The 22,096-nt window shown below is 66.0% G+C and carries 22 protein-coding genes; 14 read left to right on the top strand and 8 right to left on the bottom strand.

Annotation, left to right across the window (positions count from 1 at the left end):
* The first annotated feature begins 119 nt into the window (after positions 1-119).
* Together RIA72_RS00855 and RIA72_RS00850 are read left to right on the top strand one after the other, a co-directional pair.
* Entirely contained in the window at positions 120-2,303 is a 2,184-nt protein-coding gene (locus tag RIA72_RS00855) for a M3 family metallopeptidase (RefSeq protein WP_350030464.1), read from the top strand.
* A 206-nt stretch (positions 2,304-2,509) separates the two neighbouring features.
* Positions 2,510-3,082: a superoxide dismutase family protein gene (locus tag RIA72_RS00850; protein ID WP_350030463.1), complete on the top strand. Its 573-nt coding sequence runs from the start codon at positions 2,510-2,512 to the stop codon at positions 3,080-3,082.
* 31 nt (positions 3,083-3,113) lie between these two features.
* Here RIA72_RS00850 and RIA72_RS00845 read toward each other — a convergent pair whose 3' ends face one another.
* Positions 3,114-4,724 carry an MFS transporter gene (locus RIA72_RS00845; RefSeq protein WP_350030462.1) on the bottom strand — a complete coding sequence of 537 codons (1,611 nt, stop codon included), beginning with the start codon at positions 4,722-4,724 and terminating at the stop codon, positions 3,114-3,116.
* Between the two features lie 104 nt (positions 4,725-4,828).
* Here RIA72_RS00845 and RIA72_RS00840 point away from each other — a divergent pair, with 104 nt between their 5' ends.
* Positions 4,829-5,314: a low molecular weight protein-tyrosine-phosphatase gene (locus tag RIA72_RS00840; protein WP_350030461.1), complete on the top strand. Its 486-nt coding sequence runs from the start codon at positions 4,829-4,831 to the stop codon at positions 5,312-5,314.
* On the opposite strand, the gene thpR is transcribed toward RIA72_RS00840, so the two are convergent.
* On the bottom strand, positions 5,224-5,850 hold the full coding sequence (gene thpR, locus RIA72_RS00835; protein ID WP_350030460.1) for an RNA 2',3'-cyclic phosphodiesterase: 627 nt from the start codon (positions 5,848-5,850) through the stop codon (positions 5,224-5,226). The genes RIA72_RS00840 and thpR overlap by 91 nt on opposite strands.
* A gap of 148 nt (positions 5,851-5,998) precedes the next feature.
* On the opposite strand from thpR, the gene RIA72_RS00830 reads away from it, so the two are divergent.
* Positions 5,999-6,727 carry a Bax inhibitor-1/YccA family protein gene (locus RIA72_RS00830; RefSeq protein WP_350030459.1) on the top strand — a complete coding sequence of 243 codons (729 nt, stop codon included), beginning with the start codon at positions 5,999-6,001 and terminating at the stop codon, positions 6,725-6,727.
* Between the two features lie 82 nt (positions 6,728-6,809).
* Here the strand turns inward: RIA72_RS00830 and RIA72_RS00825 are convergent, their stop codons facing one another.
* Positions 6,810-7,697 (bottom strand): LysR family transcriptional regulator, encoded by an 888-nt coding sequence (locus tag RIA72_RS00825; protein WP_350030802.1) that lies wholly within the window; start codon positions 7,695-7,697, stop codon positions 6,810-6,812.
* A 98-nt stretch (positions 7,698-7,795) separates the two neighbouring features.
* On the opposite strand from RIA72_RS00825, the gene RIA72_RS00820 reads away from it, so the two are divergent.
* The 9 genes from RIA72_RS00820 to ppa all read left to right on the top strand — a co-directional run bounded on the left by RIA72_RS00820 (position 7,796) and on the right by ppa (position 15,234).
* Positions 7,796-9,289, top strand: coding sequence for a CoA-acylating methylmalonate-semialdehyde dehydrogenase (locus tag RIA72_RS00820; protein WP_350030458.1), 1,494 nt, complete (start codon positions 7,796-7,798; stop codon positions 9,287-9,289).
* Between the two features lie 65 nt (positions 9,290-9,354).
* Entirely contained in the window at positions 9,355-9,864 is a 510-nt protein-coding gene (locus tag RIA72_RS00815; protein ID WP_350030457.1) for a hypothetical protein, read from the top strand.
* A gap of 25 nt (positions 9,865-9,889) precedes the next feature.
* Positions 9,890-10,195, top strand: coding sequence for an I78 family peptidase inhibitor (locus tag RIA72_RS00810; protein ID WP_350030456.1), 306 nt, complete (start codon positions 9,890-9,892; stop codon positions 10,193-10,195).
* Entirely contained in the window at positions 10,188-10,583 is a 396-nt protein-coding gene (locus RIA72_RS00805; RefSeq protein WP_350030455.1) for a RidA family protein, read from the top strand. Before RIA72_RS00810 ends, RIA72_RS00805 begins: the two co-directional genes overlap by 8 nt.
* A 2-nt stretch (positions 10,584-10,585) precedes the next feature.
* Entirely contained in the window at positions 10,586-11,731 is a 1,146-nt protein-coding gene (locus tag RIA72_RS00800; RefSeq protein ID WP_350030454.1) for an acyl-CoA dehydrogenase family protein, read from the top strand.
* Entirely contained in the window at positions 11,728-12,774 is a 1,047-nt protein-coding gene (locus tag RIA72_RS00795; protein WP_350030453.1) for an enoyl-CoA hydratase/isomerase family protein, read from the top strand. The genes RIA72_RS00800 and RIA72_RS00795 overlap by 4 nt, the downstream gene beginning before the upstream one ends.
* A 76-nt stretch (positions 12,775-12,850) precedes the next feature.
* Positions 12,851-13,633 carry an enoyl-CoA hydratase-related protein gene (locus RIA72_RS00790; protein ID WP_350030452.1) on the top strand — a complete coding sequence of 261 codons (783 nt, stop codon included), beginning with the start codon at positions 12,851-12,853 and terminating at the stop codon, positions 13,631-13,633.
* 118 nt (positions 13,634-13,751) lie between these two features.
* On the top strand, positions 13,752-14,627 hold the full coding sequence (gene mmsB, locus RIA72_RS00785; protein WP_350030451.1) for a 3-hydroxyisobutyrate dehydrogenase: 876 nt from the start codon (positions 13,752-13,754) through the stop codon (positions 14,625-14,627).
* A gap of 70 nt (positions 14,628-14,697) precedes the next feature.
* Complete coding sequence (gene ppa / locus RIA72_RS00780; RefSeq protein WP_350030450.1) at positions 14,698-15,234, top strand: inorganic diphosphatase; 537 nt, start codon at positions 14,698-14,700, stop codon at positions 15,232-15,234.
* 30 nt (positions 15,235-15,264) lie between these two features.
* Here ppa and RIA72_RS00775 read toward each other — a convergent pair whose 3' ends face one another.
* From RIA72_RS00775 to RIA72_RS00755, 5 genes are all read right to left on the bottom strand, one after another.
* Positions 15,265-16,542 (bottom strand): mechanosensitive ion channel family protein, encoded by a 1,278-nt coding sequence (locus RIA72_RS00775; protein ID WP_350030449.1) that lies wholly within the window; start codon positions 16,540-16,542, stop codon positions 15,265-15,267.
* Positions 16,539-17,741: a cystathionine beta-lyase gene (gene metC, locus RIA72_RS00770; RefSeq protein WP_350030448.1), complete on the bottom strand. Its 1,203-nt coding sequence runs from the start codon at positions 17,739-17,741 to the stop codon at positions 16,539-16,541. Before metC ends, RIA72_RS00775 begins: the two co-directional genes overlap by 4 nt.
* A 20-nt stretch (positions 17,742-17,761) precedes the next feature.
* Positions 17,762-19,111 carry a chromate efflux transporter gene (chrA, locus tag RIA72_RS00765; protein WP_350030447.1) on the bottom strand — a complete coding sequence of 450 codons (1,350 nt, stop codon included), beginning with the start codon at positions 19,109-19,111 and terminating at the stop codon, positions 17,762-17,764.
* Between the two features lie 18 nt (positions 19,112-19,129).
* On the bottom strand, positions 19,130-19,969 hold the full coding sequence (sseA, locus tag RIA72_RS00760) for a 3-mercaptopyruvate sulfurtransferase (RefSeq protein WP_350030446.1): 840 nt from the start codon (positions 19,967-19,969) through the stop codon (positions 19,130-19,132).
* Between the two features lie 181 nt (positions 19,970-20,150).
* Complete coding sequence (locus RIA72_RS00755; RefSeq protein WP_350030445.1) at positions 20,151-21,461, bottom strand: hypothetical protein; 1,311 nt, start codon at positions 21,459-21,461, stop codon at positions 20,151-20,153.
* 126 nt (positions 21,462-21,587) lie between these two features.
* Between RIA72_RS00755 and queF the strand changes: the two genes are divergently transcribed.
* Complete coding sequence (queF, locus tag RIA72_RS00750) at positions 21,588-22,058, top strand: preQ(1) synthase (protein ID WP_350030444.1); 471 nt, start codon at positions 21,588-21,590, stop codon at positions 22,056-22,058.
* The last annotated feature ends 38 nt before the right edge of the window (positions 22,059-22,096 follow it).

Genomic DNA, 22,096 nt, shown 5'->3' with positions numbered 1-22,096 from the left:
CGTAGCGATGGGAAGGATCTGCGTAGCCGGTCTCGCTCTTGCACACCCCTGTCATATCTGGTTAATCCACCTCCCGACATGGTTTCATCCGAAACCTTATCCACCGGGAGACTCCGAATATGCTGCGCAATGCGCCCCGCCTTGTCCGCAAGCTGCCGATCTGGCTTGCATCCACCGCGATGATCATGGGTTATAGCCAGATGAGCATTGCCATCGCCGCCGAACCTGTCGCCGCTGCGACCCCCGCGGGCCAGAACCCGCTGCTTGCATCCTGGACCGGTCCCTTTGAAGGGGTGCCGCCGTGGGACAAGCTCGACCCCGAGCTTTTCCCCGACGCCTTCCAGAAGGCGATGGCCGAAGTGAAGGCCGAGGTGCAGGCGGTGATCGACAATCCCGCCGAACCGACGTTCGAAAATACGCATGTGCCGATGATGCTTGCGGGCGACACGATGGAGCGCGTCTATGCGCTGTGGGGCGTGCAGACGTCGAACAAGTCGAGCGACCGGGTCGAAGAGATCGACGCCGAATGGAGCCCCAAGCTCACCACCTTTTTCACCGAGCTGTTCCTGGAGCCCAAGCTTTTCGCGCGCTACAAGGCGGTGTACGACAAGCGCCACACGAGCGGACTCGACGCACAGCAGATCCGCATCGTCGAGCGCAGCTATGACGAAATGGTGCGCGACGGCGCCAATCTGTCGGCCGCCGACAAGGAAAAGCTGGTCGCGATGAACGCGAAGCTGGAGGGGCTCTTTTCGGCCTTTTCGTCGAAGCTGCTCGGTGACGAAAAACTCTACACCTTCGTCACCGACAAGGCCGAACTCGACGGGCTCGACCCGGCGTTCATCGCTTCGCTTGCCGCGGCGGCAGAGGCCAATGGACACGCCGGCCACTGGGCGATCAAAAACACGCGCTCGTCGGCGCAGCCGGTGCTCCAGAATGCGACCAACCGCAAATTGCGCGAAAAAGTGTGGCGCGCGTTCGTGAATCGCGGCGATAATGGCGACGCCAATGATACGAACGCAACGATCGCCGAAATCCTGAAGCTGCGCCAGCAGCGCGCCGAACTGCTCGGTTTCCCGACGCACGCGCATTATCGCATGGCCGACACGATGGCGAAGACGCCTGAAAATGCGATGGGCCTGATGATGAAGGTCTGGCCCGCGGCCGTCGCGCGCGTGAAGGAAGAGGTCGCCGATATGCAGGCGATCGCCGACGCCGAGGCCAAGGCGGGCAAGGGCCCCAAGATCACCATCGAGCCGTGGGATTACCGCTATTACGCCGAAAAGGTGCGCAAGGCGAAATACGATCTCGATGAAAGCGAGGTGAAACCCTATCTCCAGCTCGACAAGCTCGTCGACGGCATGTTCTGGTCGGCGGGCCGGCTTTACGATCTGGGGTTCAGGGAAAATACCGGAACGATCCCGGTGTTCGATCCCAAGGTCCGGACGTTCGAGGTTTATAACCTCAAGACAAACGAGAATGTCGGCGTCTTTTACCTCGACAATTTCGCGCGCGACGGCAAGCGGTCGGGCGCGTGGATGACGACCTATCGCAGCCAGCAGTCACTCGGCGGCGAACGCAATGTGCTCGCGTCGAACAACAATAATTTCACCGAGGCGGCGAAGGGCGAACCGACGCTGATCAGCCTCGACGACGCGCAGACCTTGTTCCACGAATTCGGTCACGGCATCCATTACCTGCTCCAGCAGGTCAAATATCCGGCGCTCGCCGGGGTGCCGCGCGACTTCGTCGAATATCCGAGCCAGGTGAACGAAAACTGGCTGATGACCCCCGAAGTGCTGTCGAAATATGCGACGCATTACAAGACGGGCGAGCCGATCCCGCAGGCGCTGGTCGACAAGATATTGGCGTCGGACACGTTCAACCAGGGATTTTCGACGGTCGAATATCTGGCGAGCGCGATCGTCGACATGAAGCTGCATAACCGCAAGGTGCCGCCCGCCGACGTCGACAAGTTCGAGCGCGAGACGCTGGCCGAAATCGGGATGCCGAAGGAAATCGTGATGCGGCACCGCCTGCCGCAGTTCGGCCATTTGTTCAGCTCGGACAGCTATTCGGCGGGTTATTATTCCTACCTCTGGTCCGAAACGATGGACGCCGACACCTGGGCGGCGTTCACCGAAGCGGGCGGGCCGTGGGACCGCAGCGTCGCCGACAGGTTCCGCACCATCCTGTTGATGACCGGCAATGAGACCGACCGTGCCGAGGCCTATCGCGCCTTTCGCGGCCGCGATCCCGATGTGAAGGCGCTGCTAAAAAAGCGCGGTTTCCCGACCGAATAAGGTCAATCAGACCGGGGAGGCAAAGGGGGTCGTTCGGCCCCCTTTGTTTGTCCGGGGCCGTCCCTTTTGCACCGCAACGCGCGGCGCCGCGTTTCGCCCGGCACTATAGCCTTGGAACCGGAGCCAAAAACCGGCATCGTTTCCGCGCGGGGATCGAAGCGCGCCGTCGCGGCGTTCTGATCCCGACAGACAATAGGGAGCAGCCAATGACGATCGGTTCGCAGCACAAACAATTTGCCGCGCTGGGCGGCGCCATCGCAGGGGCGCTGCTGCTTTCGGGGTGCGCCGGAACCGCCAAGGCGCCGGCCAACACGCTGCCGCCGCCCGATGCCCACGCCCAGCTTTACGATGCCAGCGGGGCCGATCGCGGCCGCGCCGACATTTATCGCGATGCCAGCGGGCTTCGCATCGAGTTGGTCGCGCGCGGTTTCGGACCCGGCACCTATGGCATGCACGTCCATACCACCGGCACCTGCACGCCGCCCGATTTCGCGAGCGCGGGCGGCCACTGGAACCCCACGGGCGCGCAGCACGGCCGCGACAATCCGATGGGTGCGCATCATGGCGACCTGCCCAATCTGGTCGTCGAACCCGAACAGATCGGCCGCGCGACGCTGCGCCTCGTGGGATCGCGTTTCGAGGGCGACGGCGGGCTGCTCGATGCCGATGGCGCCGCTTTCGTGATCCACGCCGGGCCCGACGATATGAAGACCGACCCCAGCGGCAACAGCGGCGGCCGCGTAGCGTGCGGGGTGATCGTGCGCGGCGGCGGCGACTGACGCCGCCGCGTCCCGATCAGGCCAGGGCCGATCAGGCCGGGGCGGTCGCCGCGCGCGCGCGCTCGGCGATCGTCGCCTCGGCCTCGGGCAGCGCGCGATAGGCATAGAGCAGTAACGCGACCGCGACCGGCGCCACCCCGATCAGCGACAATATGCCCGTGCGCAGATTGCCGACCGGCTGGCCGTTCACCACCGTCCCCGTCAGGTCCGAAATCTGCCCCACCATATAGGGGCCGAACGACAGGCCGATCAGCGTCGTGCCCAGGAAGAAGGCGGCGGTCGCGGTGCCGCGCATCTGCGGCATCACCAGATCCTGCGTCGTCGCCGCAGCCGCGCCAAGCGCGGCGGCGCCGAACAGCCCGGCGAGGAAGTTCATCGTATAGAAAAGCACCGCGCTTTCGGTGGTGTAGCCGATCCAGATCGGGATGATCGGCGCGATCACGCCGAACAGGATCATCAAAATGCGTCCCGACGGGTTTCGGGCGCGCAGCGCATCGGCGGCGCGGCCGCCGAGGATGACGCCGATGAAACCGCTGAGCGCGCCATTGGCGCCGAGGATCGACGCGAGTTCCTGCTTGGGCAGGCCAAGCACGACCTCGGCATAGGGCGCCGACCAGAAGGCGAGCGCATAGGCGGCGAGCGCGACGAGGCCATAGCCGAGCGTCGTGCAGATGAAGGCGGGTGTGCCCCAGATCAGGCGAAAGGTCGCGGGGTCGTTGGCGCGCAGCGCGCTCGCCCACGAAAAAACGGCATAATAGCCGAGCGCGACCGCCGACCATTGCGGCAAATTTCCCGTCAGCTCGATCATCCACCAGGCAAAGGCGGCGAGCGCGGCGGCGGTCCCGACATTGATCGCAAGCGCTGCCGGGCCGCGCTTCCACGCGCCCCACAGCGTCAGCGGCGGGACGATCATCGACAGATCCTTGCCGAACTCGCGGAAAGGGGTCGGCGAACTGGCGGCGGGTGAGCCGTCCATCGCGCCGCGGATCGGTTCGCGAAGGCTCGCGACCCACAGCGCGAGCATAAGCCCCGGAATGCCGACCGCCAGAAACGCCGCCTGCCACCCGACGAGCCCCAGCGGTCCGCCGGCGGGATAGGCGCGGTTCCAGCTTTCGACGATCACCGCGCCGATGAACAACGACACGCCGCCGCCGAGGTAGAGCCCGGAGGAATAGATGGCGAGCGCGGTCGCTTTCTGCCTTTTGGGGAAATAGTCGGAAATCAGCGAGTAAGCGGTCGGGCTGGCGGTCGCCTCGCCGACGCCGACGCCCATGCGCGCGAGCGTCAGCGTCAGCCGGTCATAGGCGAAACCCGACGCCGCGGTCATCGCCGACCACAAGGTCAGCCCGATCGACAGCAGCTTTACGCGGTTCCAATTGTCGGCGAGGCGGCCGAGCGGAATGCCGAACAGCGCATAAAAGACCGCAAAGGCCGCGCCGCCAAGGAAACCCATGTCCGAATCGCTGAGCCCCAGGTCGGCCTTGATGTCGACCGCCAGGATGCTGATGATCTGCCGGTCGATGAAATTGAGGATATAGACGACGACGAGGACCGACAGCACATACCAGCTATATCCGGTGGCTTTGGGTTCGGCGGGTGCAGGCGCCCCCGCCATGCTGTTCTCGCTCGCGGCATCGGCCATATGGCAACTCTCTCCCTGACCCTCTATCTGTTGCGCCATCGCTAGCAGAGCCGCGCGATCGCGCAAGTTGAAAGTCGGTTCAACTTTGGTGTGATGGGAGTGACATGAACAAGGACGTTACGGCACCGCTGTCGATTCTTTTCCTCTGCCTCGGCAACATCTGCCGCTCGCCGCTGGCCGAGGGGGCGGCGCGCGCGGCTTTCGCGGCAGCGGGGATCGACGTCACTCTCGATTCGGCGGGCACCGGCGACTGGCACGTCGGCCACCCGCCCGACCGCCGCGCCCAGGCGGAGGCGCGGCGCCGCGGTATCGACATATCGGCGTTGCGCGCGCGCCAGCTGACCCGCAACGATTTCTACGATTTCGACCTGATCCTCGCCGCCGACGAAACGAATCTGCGCGATGCGCGGGCGATCCGGCCCGCCGACGCGACCGCCGAATTGATGCTGATGCTCGACCTGTTGCCCGGCCGCGCGGGCGAGGGGGTGCGCGATCCCTATTATGGCGGCGACGAAGGCTTTGCAGCGACGTGGGAGGATGTCGCCGCGGTCGCGTCGGCGCTCGTCGCGCGCTGCTCGACGAGCGGATAGCGCGCGACCGGATGGTAGCGCGAGCCGCCATGCCCCAGCTCGCTTTCGTAGAGGATGACATGGTCGAACGAGAAGGGACCGCTCGCGAGGTCGCCATTCAGCGCGAGAAAGGGTGCCACCGGCCCCGACGCCCGGTTGAGGCGTGCGAGCGTGATATGCGGCAGAAACGTGCGCGTTTCCGGCGCAATCCCGACGCGTGCCAGGCATTGTTCGACCCTGCGATGCAGCGCGGCAAGCGCGTCTTCGGGCGTCACGCGGGCCCATATCATGTGCGGCCGCCCGTGCCGTTCGAACAGGCTCACTCCCGCGATTCGCGCCGCCGCCGCGGGGGCGTGGAGCGCACCGAGCGCCGCCGCTATGTCCTCGGCGCGGTGATGGTCGACTTCGCCGATGAAGCGCAGCGTCAGGTGCAGCTGATCGTCGTCCTGCCAGCGCGCGCCCGCAATTCCGTGCATCGCGCGCAGCAAAAGCGCGCGAATGGGCTTCGGCGGGCGCAATGCAACGAACAGGCGGTGGGTCGACATGTCGGCGAGCATAGGGGTTTCGGTGGCGGGCGGCGACCCTGCTGCTGCGCCGGCGATTATCACAGCCGTCCCCCCCGTCCGGTTTCGCTTGAATCGGAGAAGGAAAGCCCCGATATTGGGGGCACGGCCGGTATGGGCTGGCCGGTTATGGAGATGAAAAATGGCGAATTGGAACGACCCCAATATGGCGGCTTCCGGTTTTGGCGCCGGCGCGAACGCAATGGACCAGGCCGTCGACGCCGGCCTGCGGTCGTACATGCTGTCGGTTTACAACTATATGGCGTCGGGCGTGCTGCTGACCGGCATCGTCGCATTGCTGGCCTTTCAGTCGGGCTTCACCGCATCGATGATCGGCTCCCCGCTGATGTGGGTGGTGATGCTCGCGCCGCTGGCGTTCGTGCTGGTGCTGAGCTTCGGCATCAACAAGCTGTCGACCCCGGCCGCACAGGCGATCTTCTGGGTCTATGCCGCGGTGATGGGCCTGTCGATGTCGACGATTTTCCTGGCCTTTACCGCAACGTCGATCGCAACGACCTTTTTCGCGACGGCGGCGGCCTTCCTGGGGCTCAGCCTCTATGGCTACACGACCAAGAAGGATCTGTCGGGTTTCGGCACGTTCCTGATCATGGGCGTCGTCGGCATTCTTGTCGCGATGCTGATCAACTTCTTCGTGCAGTCGAGCGCGCTCAGCCTGGCGATCAGCGTGATCGGCGTGCTGCTCTTCGCGGGCCTCACCGCCTATGACACGCAGAAGATCAAGAGCATGTATTTCTATGTTCGCGGGACCGACTTTGTTGGCAAATCGGTGGTGATGGGCGCGCTGTCGCTCTATCTCGACTTCGTCAACATGTTCACCTTCCTGCTCAACCTTCTGGGAAGCCGCGAATAAGCGGAACGGACATAAGGACAGAACGGAGCCCGGCGGAGCAATTCGCCGGGCTTCTTTTTTCCTGACGCTGAACCCCCGCCGCCTAAACCGGAACCAGCAGGCCCCGGCTTTCGCGCACCTCGGCATCGAGCCAGTCGATAAAAGCGCGGATGCGCGGCTGCGGCGCGACGTCGCGGTGGAGCGCGAGCCAGAAGGCGCGCGCGATCGTCTGTGCGGGCCGGACGCGCACCAGCGCCGGGTCGCCTGCCGCGAGGAAACAGGGGAGCACGCCGATGCCCGCGCCCCCCGCGATCATTCGCCGCTGCGCCAGGATCGACGACGACCGGATGTTGGCGCGCAGTCCCGGCTCGATTTCGCCGAGATAGTCGAGTTCGGGCGCGTAAAGGATGTCGGGAATGTAACCGATCACGGGAATGGCCGCGCGCGAAAGCGGCGCGGCCTCGACCGCGTCATGCCAGTCGGGGCGGGCGGCGGGGGCGTAGAGACCGAGGCTGTAGTCCGACAGCTTGCGCGTGATCAGCGGGCCTTTGCGCGGCCGGGCGAGCAAAATCGCCATATCGGCCTCGCGCCGCGAGGGGTTGAGGAAGCCCGACGAGGCGACGAGATCGATTTCGAGTTCGGGGTGCGCCGCGACGAACCCGCCCAGCCGCGGCGCGATGAAACTGTTGCCGAAACCTTCGGATACGCTGACGCGCAATTGCCCCGACAGCGCCGATCCACCGTCGGGCGCCATGTGAATGCGCGCCGCCGCCGCCGCCATCGCTTCGGCGTGCGGAACGAGCGCGCGGCCCGCGGCGGTCAGGACGAAACCCGTCGGCGTGCGTTCGAACAAGGTCTGCTGGAGCGCCGCCTCGAGCGCGCTGACCCGGCGGCTCACCGTTGTTGCATCGACGTGCAACGCCGCCGCGGCGCGCGCGAGCGTGCCGTGACGCGCGACGAACAGGAAATATTGCAGCTTGTCCCAGTCCATATCCTGCAAATATGCAGTATCGTCCTGCAAGTCTATGCCTTGCAATCGGAGCGCAACTGGTCTGTGGCAAGGGCAAGATTTTACGGGAGACTCGGATCATGCGACAGATCGACCATCACATCGTCGGCGGCGCCGGCGGCGACGCGCGCTTCGGCGACGTCCTCGATCCCAACAACGGCGGCGTGCAGGCGCGGGTCGCGCTCGGCGACCGCGCCGTCCTCGATCGCGCCGTGGCCGCCGCAAAGGCCGCGCAGCCCGCCTGGGCGGCGACCAATCCGCAGCGCCGCGCGCGCGTGATGTTCGAGTTCAAGCGGCTCGTCGAAGCCAATATGAACCAGCTCGCCGAGATGCTGTCGAGCGAACATGGCAAGGTGATCGCCGACGCGAAAGGTGACATCCAGCGCGGCCTGGAAGTCATCGAATTTTGCTGCGGCATTCCGCATGTGCTGAAGGGCGAATATACGCAAGGCGCGGGCCCCGGCATCGACGTTTATTCGATGCGTCAGCCGATCGGCATCGGGGCGGGGATCACGCCGTTCAACTTCCCCGCGATGATCCCGCTGTGGATGGGCGGCGTCGCCACCGCGGTCGGCAACGCCTTCATCCTGAAACCCAGCGAGCGCGATCCGTCGGTCCCCGTGCGCCTGTCCGAACTCTTCCTTGAGGCCGGGATGCCCGAGGGGATTTTCCAGACCGTCCACGGCGACAAGGAAATGGTCGACGCGATTTTGGACCACCCCGATATCGGCGCGGTCAGCTTCGTCGGATCGTCGGACATCGCCCATTATGTCTATAACCGCGGCGTTTCGAACGGAAAGCGCGTGCAGGCGATGGGCGGCGCGAAGAATCACGGCATCGTCATGCCCGACGCCGACCTCGACCAGGTGGTGAACGACCTTACCGGCGCGGCCTTCGGGTCGGCGGGCGAACGCTGCATGGCGCTTCCCGTCGTCGTTCCGGTCGGCGAGGATACGGCGACCCGCCTGCGCGAAAAGCTGGTCCCCGCGATCGAGGCGCTGCGCGTCGGCGTGTCGACCGATGCCGAGGCGCATTATGGCCCCGTGGTGACTGCGGCGCACAAGGAAAAGGTCGAAGGCTGGATCGCGAAATGCGCCGATGAGGGCGCCGAACTGGTCGTCGACGGGCGCGGATTCACGCTGCAAGGGCACGAAAAGGGCTTTTTTGTCGGCCCCACACTGTTCGACCATGTCACCCCCGATATGGAAAGCTACAAGGAAGAGATCTTCGGCCCGGTGCTCCAGATCGTCCGCGCGCCCGATTTCGAAACCGCGCTCGAACTGCCGTCGAAGCATCAGTATGGCAATGGCGTCGCGATCTTTACGCGCAACGGCCACGCCGCGCGTGAATTTGCCGCGCGCGTCAATGTCGGCATGGTCGGCATCAACGTGCCGATCCCGGTGCCCGTCGCCTATCACAGCTTCGGCGGCTGGAAGCGCTCGGCGTTCGGCGACACCAACCAGCACGGCATGGAGGGCGTCAAATTCTGGACCAAGGTGAAAACCGTCACCGCGCGCTGGCCCGACGGGTCGCCGGATGGCGGTAACGCCTTTGTCATTCCGACAATGGGCTGACGGACAGGCGGCCGATGAAACCTGTGTGCGGCGTCGAACATTTCTCCCCGCGAAGGAGAAGTACGATGATGCGATGGACGATGCCGGCCGCCCTGTTGATGCTCGCCGCGTGCAGCGGGGGGCCGGACGAGGAATCGGGTCCCGAAGCCCGCTCGAACATCGGCCCGCTGCAAAGGGCCGACCGTCCGGCGGCCGCCGAAACGCCCAAGGCCGACGAACCACCGGCGCCGGCCGGGACGGGTGCCGATGGGGACGACCAGGCGATCCCGCGGGCGATTCGCGGTCGCTGGGCACTCGACGCGGCCGATTGCGCGAAGCGTCCGGGCACCGATCTCACCGTGCTGACGATCGACGCCGCCAACCTGCGGTTCCATGAATCGCATGGCGAGCTGAAGCGTGTGCGCGAAAGCGATGCGCATCATATCGTCGCCGATTACCGGTTCAGCGGCGAGGGCGAGGAATGGGACCGCCGGATGCAGCTCGATCTTGCCGATGGCGGCAAGGCGCTGGTCCGCCGCGACATGGGCGAGGGTGCCGCACCGGACACGATGCGCTATACGCGCTGTGCCGGATGACGGCGTTTTGAAAGGGAGATTCACGATGGATGTTCGCCTGCTAGCTATCGCCGCCGCAGCCCTGCCGCTTGCCGCCTGTATGAGTAGCGAGGCTCCCGCCGAATCGACCCCGCCGCCGCCCGCCGAAATGACGTGCAACGCCGATGCGGTGCAGAGCCATGTCGGTCATCGCGCGAGCCCGGAAATGGGCGCGGCGATCCTCAAGGAATCGGGCGCGCGCACGCTGCGCTGGGGCCCGCCGCGCAGCGCGATGACGATGGACTATCGGCAGGACCGCGTGAACGTCATGTACGACGACGCCTACAAGATCACGCAGGTCACTTGTGGCTGACGCCACCAGACGCAAGCATAGCTCGGCCTCCCCGTTCGAACCCGTTTACGGCTATAGCCGCGCGGTTCGGGTGGGGAGCCGCATCGACGTTGCGGGCTGCGCACCGATCGAGCCCGATGGCAGTTCGACCGTCGGCGACGCGGGGGTGCAGGCGGCACGCTGCCTGACGATCATCGGCGAAGCGCTCGAAGCCTTGGGCGGCAGCTTCGCCGACGTCGTGCGCACCCGCATGTATATCACCGACCCCGCCGACGCCGACCTGGTGGGGTGCGCACACGGCGCCGTGTTCGGCGACATCCGCCCGGCCGCGACGATGCTCGTCATTCCGGCGCTGATCCGCCCCGAATGGAAAGTCGAAATCGAAGCCGAGGCGATTCTAGAGAAATGACCATGACCGACCAGTTCCAGCTTACCGACGACCAGCTCGCCATTCAGGATATGGCGCGTAAATTCACCGCCGATCGCATCACGCCCTTTGCAGCCGAATGGGACGAGACGCACCATTATCCCGTCGATGTATGGAAGGCCGCGGGCGAGCTTGGCTTCGGCGCCATTTACGTGGCCGAGGAATCGGGCGGTATCGGGCTTGGCCGATTGGAAGCGGCGCTGATCATGGAGGCGATGGCCTATGGCTGCCCCGCCACATCCGCCTATGTGTCGATTCACAATATGGCGACCTGGATGATCGACCGCTTTGGCGCCGCCGCGATCAAGGAGCGTTTCCTGCCCCAGCTTGTGAGCATGGAAAAAATCGCAAGCTATTGCCTCACCGAACCCGGATCGGGGTCCGACGCCGCGGCGCTCAAGACGACCGCGCGGAAGGACGGCGACCATTATGTGCTCAATGGCACCAAGCAGTTCATCTCGGGCGCCGGGGTCAACGATATTTATGTCTGCATGGTGCGCACCGGCGAGGAAAAGTCCAAAGGCATCAGCTGCCTTGTCGTCGAAAAGGATACGCCGGGCCTCAGCTTTGGCGCGCCGGAGAAGAAGCTCGGCTGGAATGCCTCGCCCACCGCGCAGGTGATTTTCGAGGATTGCCGCGTTCCCGCCGAAAATCTCGTCGGCGCCGAGGGCGATGGGTTCCGCTTCGCGATGGCGGGGCTCGACGGCGGACGGCTCAACATCGGGGCCTGTTCCCTGGGCGGGGCGCAACGCTGTCTCGACGAAGCGATCGCCTATACCAAGGACCGCCAGCAGTTCGGGCAGCCGATCGCCGATTTCCAGAACACTCAGTTCATGCTCGCCGACATGGCGACCGACCTCGAAGCCGCGCGCGCGCTCCTCTATATGGCGGCGGCCAAAGTCACTGCGAACGCCCCCGACAAGTCGCGCTTTTCGGCGATGGCGAAGCGGCTCGCGACCGACAGCGGCAGCAAGATCGTCAACGACGCGCTGCAATTGTTCGGCGGCTACGGCTATTTGAAGGATTATCCGATCGAGCGTTTCTGGCGCGACCTGCGCGTCCATTCGATCCTCGAAGGCACCAACCAGGTGATGCGGATGATCGTGGGAAGGGATTTGTTGCGCCAATGACCGATGATGTTTTGATTTGGGTCGACCACCGCGTCGGCCGCCTGTCGCTCAACCGACCGAAGGCGATCCACGCGCTCAATCTGCCGATGTGCCAGGCTATGATCGATGCGCTGGTCAAATGGCGCGGCGACGATGCGATCGAAGCTGTCATCATCGACCATAGTGAAGGCCGTGGCTTTTGCGCGGGCGGCGACATCCGGATGCTCGCGGAAAGCGGCGCGAAGGACGGCAAAGAAGGGCGTCAATTCTTCCACACCGAATATCGGCTCAACCACCTGCTCTTTACCTATCCCAAGCCCGTGGTCGCCGTCATGGACGGCATCACCATGGGCGGCGGTGTGGGCATTTCGCAGCCCGCCAAATATCGCGTCGCGACCGAACATACGCGCTTTGCCATGCCCGAAACGGGGATCGGCCTGTTCCCCGACGTCGGCGGCGGCTGGTATCTGCCGCGGCTCGAAGGGCGCGTGGGGCAATATCTCGCGCTCACCGGCGCGCGGCTCGATGGCGCGGAGTGCCTCGCGCTGGGCCTTGCGACGCATTATCTGCCGCCCGAAAAACTCGCGGAGGCGAAGGAGCGTATCGCACAGCACCCCGATCGCATCGGCGGTATCCTGGGTGAATTGTCGATCACCGCGCCGCCCGCCGCGATCCTGCAGCACATCGACAAGATCGGCCGCCTGTTCGCGAGCGACAGCTATGAAGAAATCCTCGCCGCGATCGAGGCCGATGGCGGCGAATGGGCGCAGAAGGAACGCGATACGCTCGGGACAAAATCGCCGCAGACGTGCAAGGTCGCGCTTCGCCAGCTCAAGGAAGGGGCCGCGATGCACGACTTCGCTGCCGAGATGGCCCAGGAATATGCGATCGGCAGCCGCGTCGTTCAGATGCACGACTTTATCGAAGGCGTGCGCGCGCTGATCGTCGACAAGGACAACAGCCCCAAATGGGACCCCCCGACGCCAGAGGCGGTCACGGACGAATGGATCGACGCCATCTTTGCGCCGCTGCCCGAGAATGAGAAATGGACCCCGTTAACCTGAACAGTCACCCCGGCGAAGGCCGGGGTCTCACCGTCGAGATTCCGGGCTTCGCCGGAATGACGAAGGAGATTGCCGAATGACCTATGAAACCCTCCTTATCGAACAGCGCGGCGCCGTCACGTTGGTGACATTGAACCGCCCGCAGGCGCTCAATGCGCTCAATTCGGGCGTCCTCGACGATCTGATCGCCGCTTTTGCCGCCTTCGAGGCCGACGACAGCCAGCGCTGCGCTGTGCTTACCGGATCGGGCGACAAGGCCTTTGCCGCGGGCGCCGACATCAAGGAAATGGCTGACAAGCCCGCCGCCGATTTCTACCTTGAGGATTTCTTCTCGAAATGGACGAGCGATTTCGTGAAGAAGGTGCGCAAGCCGTGGATCGCCGCGGTGAACGGCTTCGCGCTCGGTGGCGGCTGCGAGCTTGCGATGATGGCCGATTTCATCATCGCATCGGACAAGGCGAAATTCGGCCAGCCCGAAATCAAGCTCGGCGTCGCGCCGGGCATGGGCGGGTCGCAGCGGCTGACGCGCGCGATCGGCAAGGCAAAGGCGATGGAAATGTGCCTCACCGGCCGGATGATGGACGCCGAGGAAGCCGAGCGGTCGGGCCTCGTCGCGCGCGTTGTTCAGCACGAGAGCCTTGTCGACGAAGCGGTCAAGACCGCGACGCTCATCGCGTCGATGCCGCCGATGGCCGCGATGGTGAACAAGGACATGGTCAATGCCGCGTTCGAGACCACGCTCGACCAGGGGCTGATCTACGAACGCCGCCTGTTCCAGATCCTCGCCGCGACCGAGGACAAGGCCGAAGGCATGGCCGCTTTCATCGAAAAGCGCGAAGGCGTGTGGAAGGGGCGGTGAGCCCGGTTCCCCTCCCGCCTGCGGGAGGGGTTAGGGGAGGGGCTGGTCCCTCGCCATCAGTGCAATATTCGGGACAGGCCCTCCCCCGGCCCCTCCCGCAAGCGGGAGGGGAGATGACATGAAAATCGCATTCATCGGACTCGGCAATATGGGCGGCGGCATGGCCGCGAATCTCGCGAAGGCGGGGCATGACGTCCGCGCCTTCGACCTCAGCGAAGAGGCGCTTGCGCGTGCCGTCGAATCGGGCTGCACACGCGCCACATCGGCCGCCGAGGCCGTGACCGGTGCCGAAGCCGTCGTGACGATGCTCCCCGCGGGCAAGCATGTCGCCGGAGTTTATGAAAGCGACGTCTTTCCCAACGCCGCGCCGGGCACACTGCTGCTCGATTGCTCGACGATCGACGTCGCAACCGCGCGTACCAATATCGAAGCGGCGAGCGCCAGGGGCCTTGTCGCGGTCGATGCGCCCGTATCGGGCGGCATCGCCGCCGCCAATGCCGGAACGCTCACCTTCATGGTCGGCGGCACGGGCGAGGGTTTCGCGCGCGCCGAACCGATCCTTGCGAAAATGGGCAAGGCGGTGATCCATGCGGGCGACGCGGGGGCGGGGCAGGCGGCGAAAATCTGCAACAACATGCTGCTCGGCGCGTCGATGGTCGCGACGTGCGAGACGCTCGCGCTCGCGCAGAAGCTGGGGCTCGATCCGCAGAAATTCTTCGACATCGCCAGCGTTTCGTCGGGGCAATGCTGGTCGCTCACCAGCTATGCGCCGCTTCCCGGCGTCGGGCCGACGACGCCCGCCGACAATGATTACAAGGGCGGCTTTGCGGCGGCGCTGATGCTCAAGGATTTGCGCCTTGCGATGGAGGCGGCGGCGAGCGTCGGCGCCGACGTTCCGATGGGCACCAGGGCGCGCGAACTTTACGAAAGCTTTGTGGGCGCCGACAAGGATGGCCGCGACTTTTCGGCGATCATCACGACATTGCAGGGCTGATGGGTCTCGACTTATCGCGCCTTCCGGGGCTAAGGCCGCGCGCGAATCAAGAAAAGACAGGACTTCTCCCATGCGTATCGACCTCATCCCGGCGGGCGACAGCCCGCCCGACAGCCTCAACGTCCTGATCGAAGTGCCGATCGGCGGCGAGCCGGTGAAATATGAGTTCGACAAGGCATCGGGCGCGCTGTTCGTCGACCGCTTCCTGCACACGCCGATGCGCTATCCCGCCAATTACGGCTTCATCCCGCACACGCTGGGCGACGACGGCGATCCATTGGACGCCCTCGTCGTCGCGCGCTCGCCGATCGTCGCGGGCGCGGTGGTGAAGTGCCGCCCGATCGGCGTGCTGATGATGGAGGATGACGCGGGCGGCGACGAGAAACTGCTGTGCGTACCGGTGAACAAGACCTTTCCCTATTACAAGGACGTGGCGAGCTACACCGACATGCCGCCGATCGTGCTGCAACAGATCGAGCATTTCTTCACCCACTATAAGGATCTCGAACCCGGCAAATGGGCGAAGCTCAACGGCTGGGGCGATGTCGACGAAGCCAAGCGCATCATCGTCGAAGCGGTCGAGCGCGCGACGAAAAGCGGCTTCTGACGCGGGCTGGGGCGTTCGTGCCCCGGCCGCTTACTCCTTCGCGGGGGGCACCGAACGCAGGTGCAGGTCGCGCTGCGGGAAGGGGATTTCGATCCCCGCCGCCTGGAACTTGTCCCAGACGCTCAGGAAAACGGCGCCCTTGATATTGCCGATCCCAGCTTCGGGGTCGGTGATCCAGAAACGCAGTTCATGGTCGACGCTGCTGTCGCCGAAGCCGGTGATCCAGCACACCGGCTCGGGCTCATCGAGCACGCGCTTCGCTTCCTTCGCGGCTTCGATCATCAACTGCTGCGCCAGCCGCAGGTCGGTGTCATACGCGACGCCGACGGCGATTTTGACGCGCACCGACCGGCTCGAATAGCTCCAATTCTCGACCTCCTGCGTCATCAGGATTTCGTTGGGGATAAGATGTTCCTTGCCCTCGCGCGTGATCACCGACACCGCGCGCACCCCGATCTTGTTGACCCAACCGAAACTGTTGCCGACCGCGATGACGTCGCCGGGCTTGATCGACCGGTCCATCAGCAGGATGATGCCCGCGATCAGATTGCCGACCGTCTTTTGCAGCCCGAAACCGATCGCGAGGCCGAGCGCGCCCGAAAACACGGCAAAGGCGGTGAGGTCGATGCCCAATATGTCGATGCCGACGAAAAAGGCGGCGACGACGATCACCACCGCCGAAATCTTTTCGATCAGCAGCCGCTGCGTCGGGTCGAAGCGGTCGTTGCGCTTGATCACGCGCCGCAGCAGGCGCGTCGCGAGGCGGACCAGGGTGAACAAGACGACGACCGTGACCAACAGGTTGATCACCGTCAGCAACGAGAAATTGCGGTCGCCGATCGAAAAACCGAACCCCGCGAGTCGCTCCTGCAACAGTTCGAGCCCGCCGACCGCGCGCGACAACAGGATGACGAGCGCGACGAACGCCGCGGCAAGCGCGGCGCCGTCGCCCAGCCCCACGCCGATCAGCAGGTGACGCACCAGCGCCGCGGCACCGAACGCGAACAGGATGTTGAGCAGCAGCAGCGCATAGGGATGCCACGGCCAGGCCGCGGCCGAAATTCCCGTGACGAGCAGCGCAGCTGTCCAGCCGAGGATCGCCCCGGCCCGTTCGGTCAACGGTCCGCGTGCTTCGAAATCCTGGCCGTGCAGCCAGTCGGAAAGGCGGGGGCCCAGCCGTCGCCGGACCACCCAGCTTGCGGCAAGGGCGAGCACGCCCAGCGCGGCGGCGATGCCCAGTTCGACCATGTGCGCCTCGGCGATCGCGGGAAAGCCCATGCGGGCGAGCAGGCCGTCGATCCCGCTCATGTCGTCATCGCGGCAAAACTGCGCTCAAGGTCGGCGATCAGGTCGGCGGGGTCTTCGAGCCCGATCGACAGGCGGACGAGCGGGTCGGGATCGTTCCAGTGCGTCGCGCTGCGGATGCCCGCGGGATCGGCCGGCACGACGAGGCTTTCGTAGCCCCCCCAGCTGAAACCGATACCGAAATGGGCGAGTGCGTCGATGAAGCGCGTGCGCGCCGTTTCGTCGGCGCCCTTCAGCGTAAAGCCGAACAGCCCGCTGCTTCCGGCAAAATCGCGCGACCAGATCGCATGGCCGGGGTCGCCGGCCAACGCGGGGTGGAGCACGCGGCCGACCTCGGCGCGCGCGGCGAGCCAGTTCGCCACCGTCAGCCCGTTGGCCGCGTGCCGTTCGAGCCGCACGTCGAGCGTTCGCAGCCCGCGCAGGACAGCCGCGCAATCGTCGGGCGATACCGACTGGCCGAGCTGGTAGGCGGCGCTGCGCAGCTTTGGCCACACGGCGCGCGTCGCGGTGAGCGATCCCATCATCGCGTCGCTGTGACCGCCGACATATTTGGTAAGGCTCATCATCGCGACATCGACGCCGTGGTTCAGCGCGGGGAACAGCAAGGGCGTCGCCCAGGTGTTGTCGATCATCGTCAGCACGCCGCGTGCCCGCGCGATCCGCGTGATCGCGGGAACGTCCTGCACCTCGAACGTCAGGCTGCCGGGCGATTCGAGAAAGATCAGCTTCGTTTCCGGGCGGATCAGCTCGGCGATTCCGGCGCCGACGAGCGGATCATAATAGGTGGTTTCGATGCCCAGCCGCCGCAGCATCCCGTCGCAAAAAGCGCGCGTGGGTTCATAGGCGCTGTCGACCATCAACAGATGATCGCCCGGCGACAACAGCGCGAGCAGGCCTGCCGAATTGGCCGCGACGCCGGAGGGATAGAGCAATGTGCCCTCAGCACCCGGCTCCATCGCCGTGAGGGCATCGGCGAGCGCCCACACCGTCGGGGTTCCGCGGCGGCCGTAATAAAGCTTGTCGTGCGTCGCATGGCCGCGCGCCTTCAGGTCGGCGATATTGTCGTAAAGGATGGTCGAGGCGCGCCAGACAGGCGGGTTGACGACGCCGCCGCCCAGTCGCGGATCGCCGGTCCATTCGGGCCGCCGCCCGCCTTGCACGAGCCGTGTGGCGGGGCGGAGGCTGTCGTCGTCGTTCGTCATCGGTCAATCGTAGCGAAGCGCTAGGCAAAATCCAGTGGCGGACTGGCAAGGCCGAGCAGCAGCCCCGCCGCCGAACAGATCGCCAGCACCGCGATGATCCCCAGCTTGAGGCGAAACAGCAGCATTGCGGCGAGCAGCGCCAGCACCAGTGCGCGAAGGTCGAGGCTCGCGAGCACGGGCAGTTCCATGCCCCATTCGCTGCGGATCAGTTGGCTAAACAGCACATGCAGCGCAAACCACAGCGACAGGTTCGCGATCACGCCGACGACCGCGGCGGTGACGGCCGCAAGCGCGCCCTTCAGCCCCGCCGCGCGATCGAGCCGGTCGATCCACGGCGCGAATGTGAAAATCCAGAGGAAACAGGGCGCAAAAGTAACCCACAGCGTCAGCCCTGCGCCGAGCAGCGCCGCGACGAAGGGGGTGAAGGGCGCGGCGTCGCGATAGGCGGCGAGGAAGCCGACGAACTGCGTAACCAGGATCAGCGGGCCCGGCGTCGTTTCGGCGAGCCCCAGCCCGTCGGCCATCTCTCCCGGTTGCAGCCAGCCGAAGCCGCTCACCGCCTCCTGCGCCATATAGGCGAGCACGGCATAGGCCCCGCCGAAGGTGACGACCGCCAGCTGCGAGAAAAAGGCGCCGATGTCCCAGAGCACATGGCCGCGCCCCAGCGTGAGCAGGATCAGCAGCATCGGCGCTGCCCAGATCATGCCCCAGAGCAGGATGGCGTGCAGGCTCTGTCGCGCTGCCGACATGCGCGGCGGCGGGGGCGGTTCCGGTGCCGTCGATGCCAGTTTCAGCCAGTGCGGGCGCCACCGCCCGGCCGCCCAGCCCATCGCCAGCGCGGCGAGTATGACGAGCGGAAAGGGCAGCGCGAACAGCGCGATGGCGACGAAGGAGGCGAGGGCGATGCCGCGCTGCAAGGGCGTCTTCAGCGCGCGTGCCGCGATGCGCAGCAATGCCTGCACGACGATCGCGAGCACTGCGGCCTTGATGCCGAGGAACAGCGCCGCGAACCAGTCGAGATCCGCCGCCAGGACATAGAGGATCGACAGGCCCAACATGACCGCGGCGCCCGGCAGCACGAAGAGCAATCCCGCCGCAAGGCCGCCGCGCAGCCCGTGCAGCCGCCAGCCGATCCAGGTCGCGAGCTGCTGCGCTTCGGGGCCGGGCAGCAGATGACAGAAATTGAGCGCGTGCAGGAATGCCGCCTCGTCGACCCAGCGCCGCTCGTCGACGAACTCGCGGTGCATCAGCGCGATCTGGCCCGCGGGCCCGCCAAAGCTTAGCAGGCCGACGCGGGCATAGGCGCGCACCGCCTCTCCGAAACCGGGGCCGACGCTTGGGTCGATACGGGGGGTGAGGGAAGGCGGCAAGGCGACCGCCGTGCCCGATCAGGCTGCGCCGGTCGCTTTCGGCGTCGCGGCGTCGGCGCCCCATTCGAGCCAGCTGCCGTCATAGACCGCGACATCGTCCTTGCCGAGCAGATGCGCGCCAAAAGCGACGACGGTGGCGGTCATACCGCTGCCGCACGTCGCGACCAGCGGTTTGTCGAGGTCGATTCCGGCGGCGTCGAACGCGGCCTTGAGCGCGTCGCCGCGCTTCCAGGTGCCGTCTTCGTTGAAGAGCTGGCTGTGCGGCAGGCTGCGCGAGTTCGGGATATGGCCCGGCGCCAGGCCGGGGCGCGGGTCGCGTTCCTCGCCGGTAAAGCGCGCCGCGGGGCGGGCATCGACGACCTGTTCGGCGCCGCTGTCGACATTGGCGAGCATCTGATCCTTGGTCCGCACCGCCTTGGCGTCGCGCCACACGGTGAAATGGCGGTGGCGAAGCGTCTGCTTGCCCATTTCGAGCGCGCGCCCTTCGGCCTTCCATTTGGCGAGCCCGCCGTCGAGCAGCGCGACATCGTGCGCGCCGAACAATTTGAGCAGCCACCACGCGCGCGCCGCGCTCTTGAGCGGGCTGTCGTCATAAAGCACGATGCGGCTGCCGTCGCCGAGGCCGAGCGACTGCATCCGGCTCGCGAATTTTTCGGCGGGCGGGGCCATATTCTCGACCGCGTTCGATGTATCGGTCAGCTCGGCCAGGTCCATGAACACGGCGCCGGGAATGTGCCCTGCCTCATATTCGGCGCGTGCGTCGCGATCGGGTTCCAGAAATTTCGTCGCATCGACGACCCGCAGGTCCGATGCCCCCAGTTCGCGTTCCAGCCAGTCGGTTGAGACCAAGGCGTCCATGTCATGCTCCTGTTACGGCCGGTCGGGAAGCGTCTGTCTCTCCCTCGCCCGGCCATCCTGCTGCGGCTTCTTTCCGGGGATCGTCAGCCTATGCCTGCCCCTGTGCTTTTTCAAGCGGGTCCGCTCTGCCCCAGCCCTTGCTGCACCGCAACAGAAAAGCGGCCCTCGCGGCTGCAAACAGCTATTGCACGCGGCGAATCGCGGTGGGCCGGGCGGCGGGGCGATCGACGCTATAGGCCGCGCGGTCGAGCGCCAGCGGCGCCAGTTTTTCGTTGCCGCCGGGCATTTGGTCGCGGCCCAGCACGAAACTGCCGGCATTTTGCCCGAAGGCGTCGCCTTCGCCATCCCAATGATAGGTGACGTCGATCGCCATCACCGGCACCAGCATGGGTTTGCCGCCGATCATCAGCGGTTCGATCGCGGCGCGCGGCAACATCACCTCGGTGGACAATTGCTCGCCCGCGCCGGGCGCCAGCGCCATATCGTCGCGCAGCACGCTGCCGCCCGCGCCGTCGAAAAAGCGGCCGAGCACGGGCTCGGTCATCGCCGATCCCTGGCCCACGGCAATCCGCACCATCAGGCCCGTGGCCGCTGCGCTGCCTTCGTTGAGCAGGTTGAGCGTAAAACCGACCGCGACATGATCCGCCGCGAACCGGATCGATCGTATCTCCAGCGCCATGCCGACGACCGCACGGCGTTCGGCCGCGGGGCGGGTGACGAGCGGGGTGGCGGACCGCGCCGCGGGTTGCTGCGCCGGGGTGGGCGCTGCGGCGGGGGCGCGGGGCGTTGCGGCTTCGGGGAGCGGCGATGCCGGGGGCGGTACCGGCGCCGCGGGCGGCGTAGCGGGCGCATCGTCGAGATCGGGCCCGGCGGGCGCCGCGCGGCGGCGCCAGTACCAAAGCCCCGCAGCTGCGGCGGCGAGCACGGCCAGCGCCCACGCCCAGAGCGGCGTACCGGATGGCGCCGGAGGCGCAGCGGGCGAACCCGCCGCGGGTGCGTCGTCGGCCGCCTCTGCCGTCGTCACAGTGCTGGTTGCCGCCGATTCGTCCATCGGCGACGCGGATGGGACGGTCGTATCGGGCGCGGGTGCCGGATCGACCGGCGCCGGGACGACGCCGGGGCGCGGCGTTTCGGCCGGGGTGGTTCGGCGCTCCGACGTGGGCGCAGGTGCGTTTGCCGTATCGGGTTGCGTCGGGACCACGCGCGGCGGCACGGCGGGCGACGTCGGCGCGGGGGTTGGCGCCGGTGTGGGGGGCGGTGCGGGCTGGCCGCGGCGCTCGCCCGGCGCGACGGGGGGCAGGCCGTTGTCGGCGGGGCCCTGTACCCCCGGAGCGCGGTCGTCATCCTCCGGCTGGAGGCGGAAATCAATCTGCCGCGGCGGCGGCGCGCCGGCGGTGCTGTCTTGCGCGTCGGCGGGCAGGCCCGCGGCGAGCAGTGTTGCCGCCAGCGCCCATCCTGCCACCCGATCCTGCCCGAAGTTCCGCGCGCTCATCTTGTCTGCGATCCCAAACTGCCCATATCTCGGCCGCGCCGCTGAATTGACGCTGAACCTTGCGGCCGTCACCTGGCGCCCATGGCCCCGGATGACATCCGCCGCGCTGCGCACTAGAGGGTTTCCATGACCGATTCCACCCCTGCGCCGCTGGCGCCGAAACATCTCGGCCAATCGAGCGAACTGCCTGCCTCGCCCGAGGCGGCGGTGCTCGATTATGTCCCCAATCCGCGCGCGGGCGAGCTTTATCTCGTCCGGTTCGCCGCGCCTGAATTTACCTCGCTCTGCCCCGTCACCGGCCAGCCCGATTTTGCGCATCTGGTGATCGACTATGCGCCGGGCAACACGATCGTCGAATCGAAAAGCCTGAAGCTTTTTCTCGGCAGCTTTCGCAACCATGCGGGTTTTCACGAGGATTGCACCGTCGGTATCGGCCGCCGCCTGTTCGACGAGATGCAGCCGCAATGGCTGCGCATCGGGGGGTATTGGTATCCGCGCGGCGGTATCCCGATCGACGTGTTCTGGCAGTCGGGGCCGCCGCCCGCCGGGCTCTGGCTTCCCGATCAGGGGGTGGCGCCCTATCGCGGGCGGGGATGAAGATTCATCTTTCCGTCACGATATATTGACACTAATGT

Origin of the sequence: Sphingopyxis sp., assembly GCF_040216815.1 — a bacterium.
Taxonomy (GTDB): Bacteria; Pseudomonadota; Alphaproteobacteria; order Sphingomonadales; family Sphingomonadaceae; genus Sphingopyxis.
The sequence above is the reverse complement of the archived record's forward strand: the minus strand, read 5'-3'. Positions and strand labels throughout refer to the sequence as shown.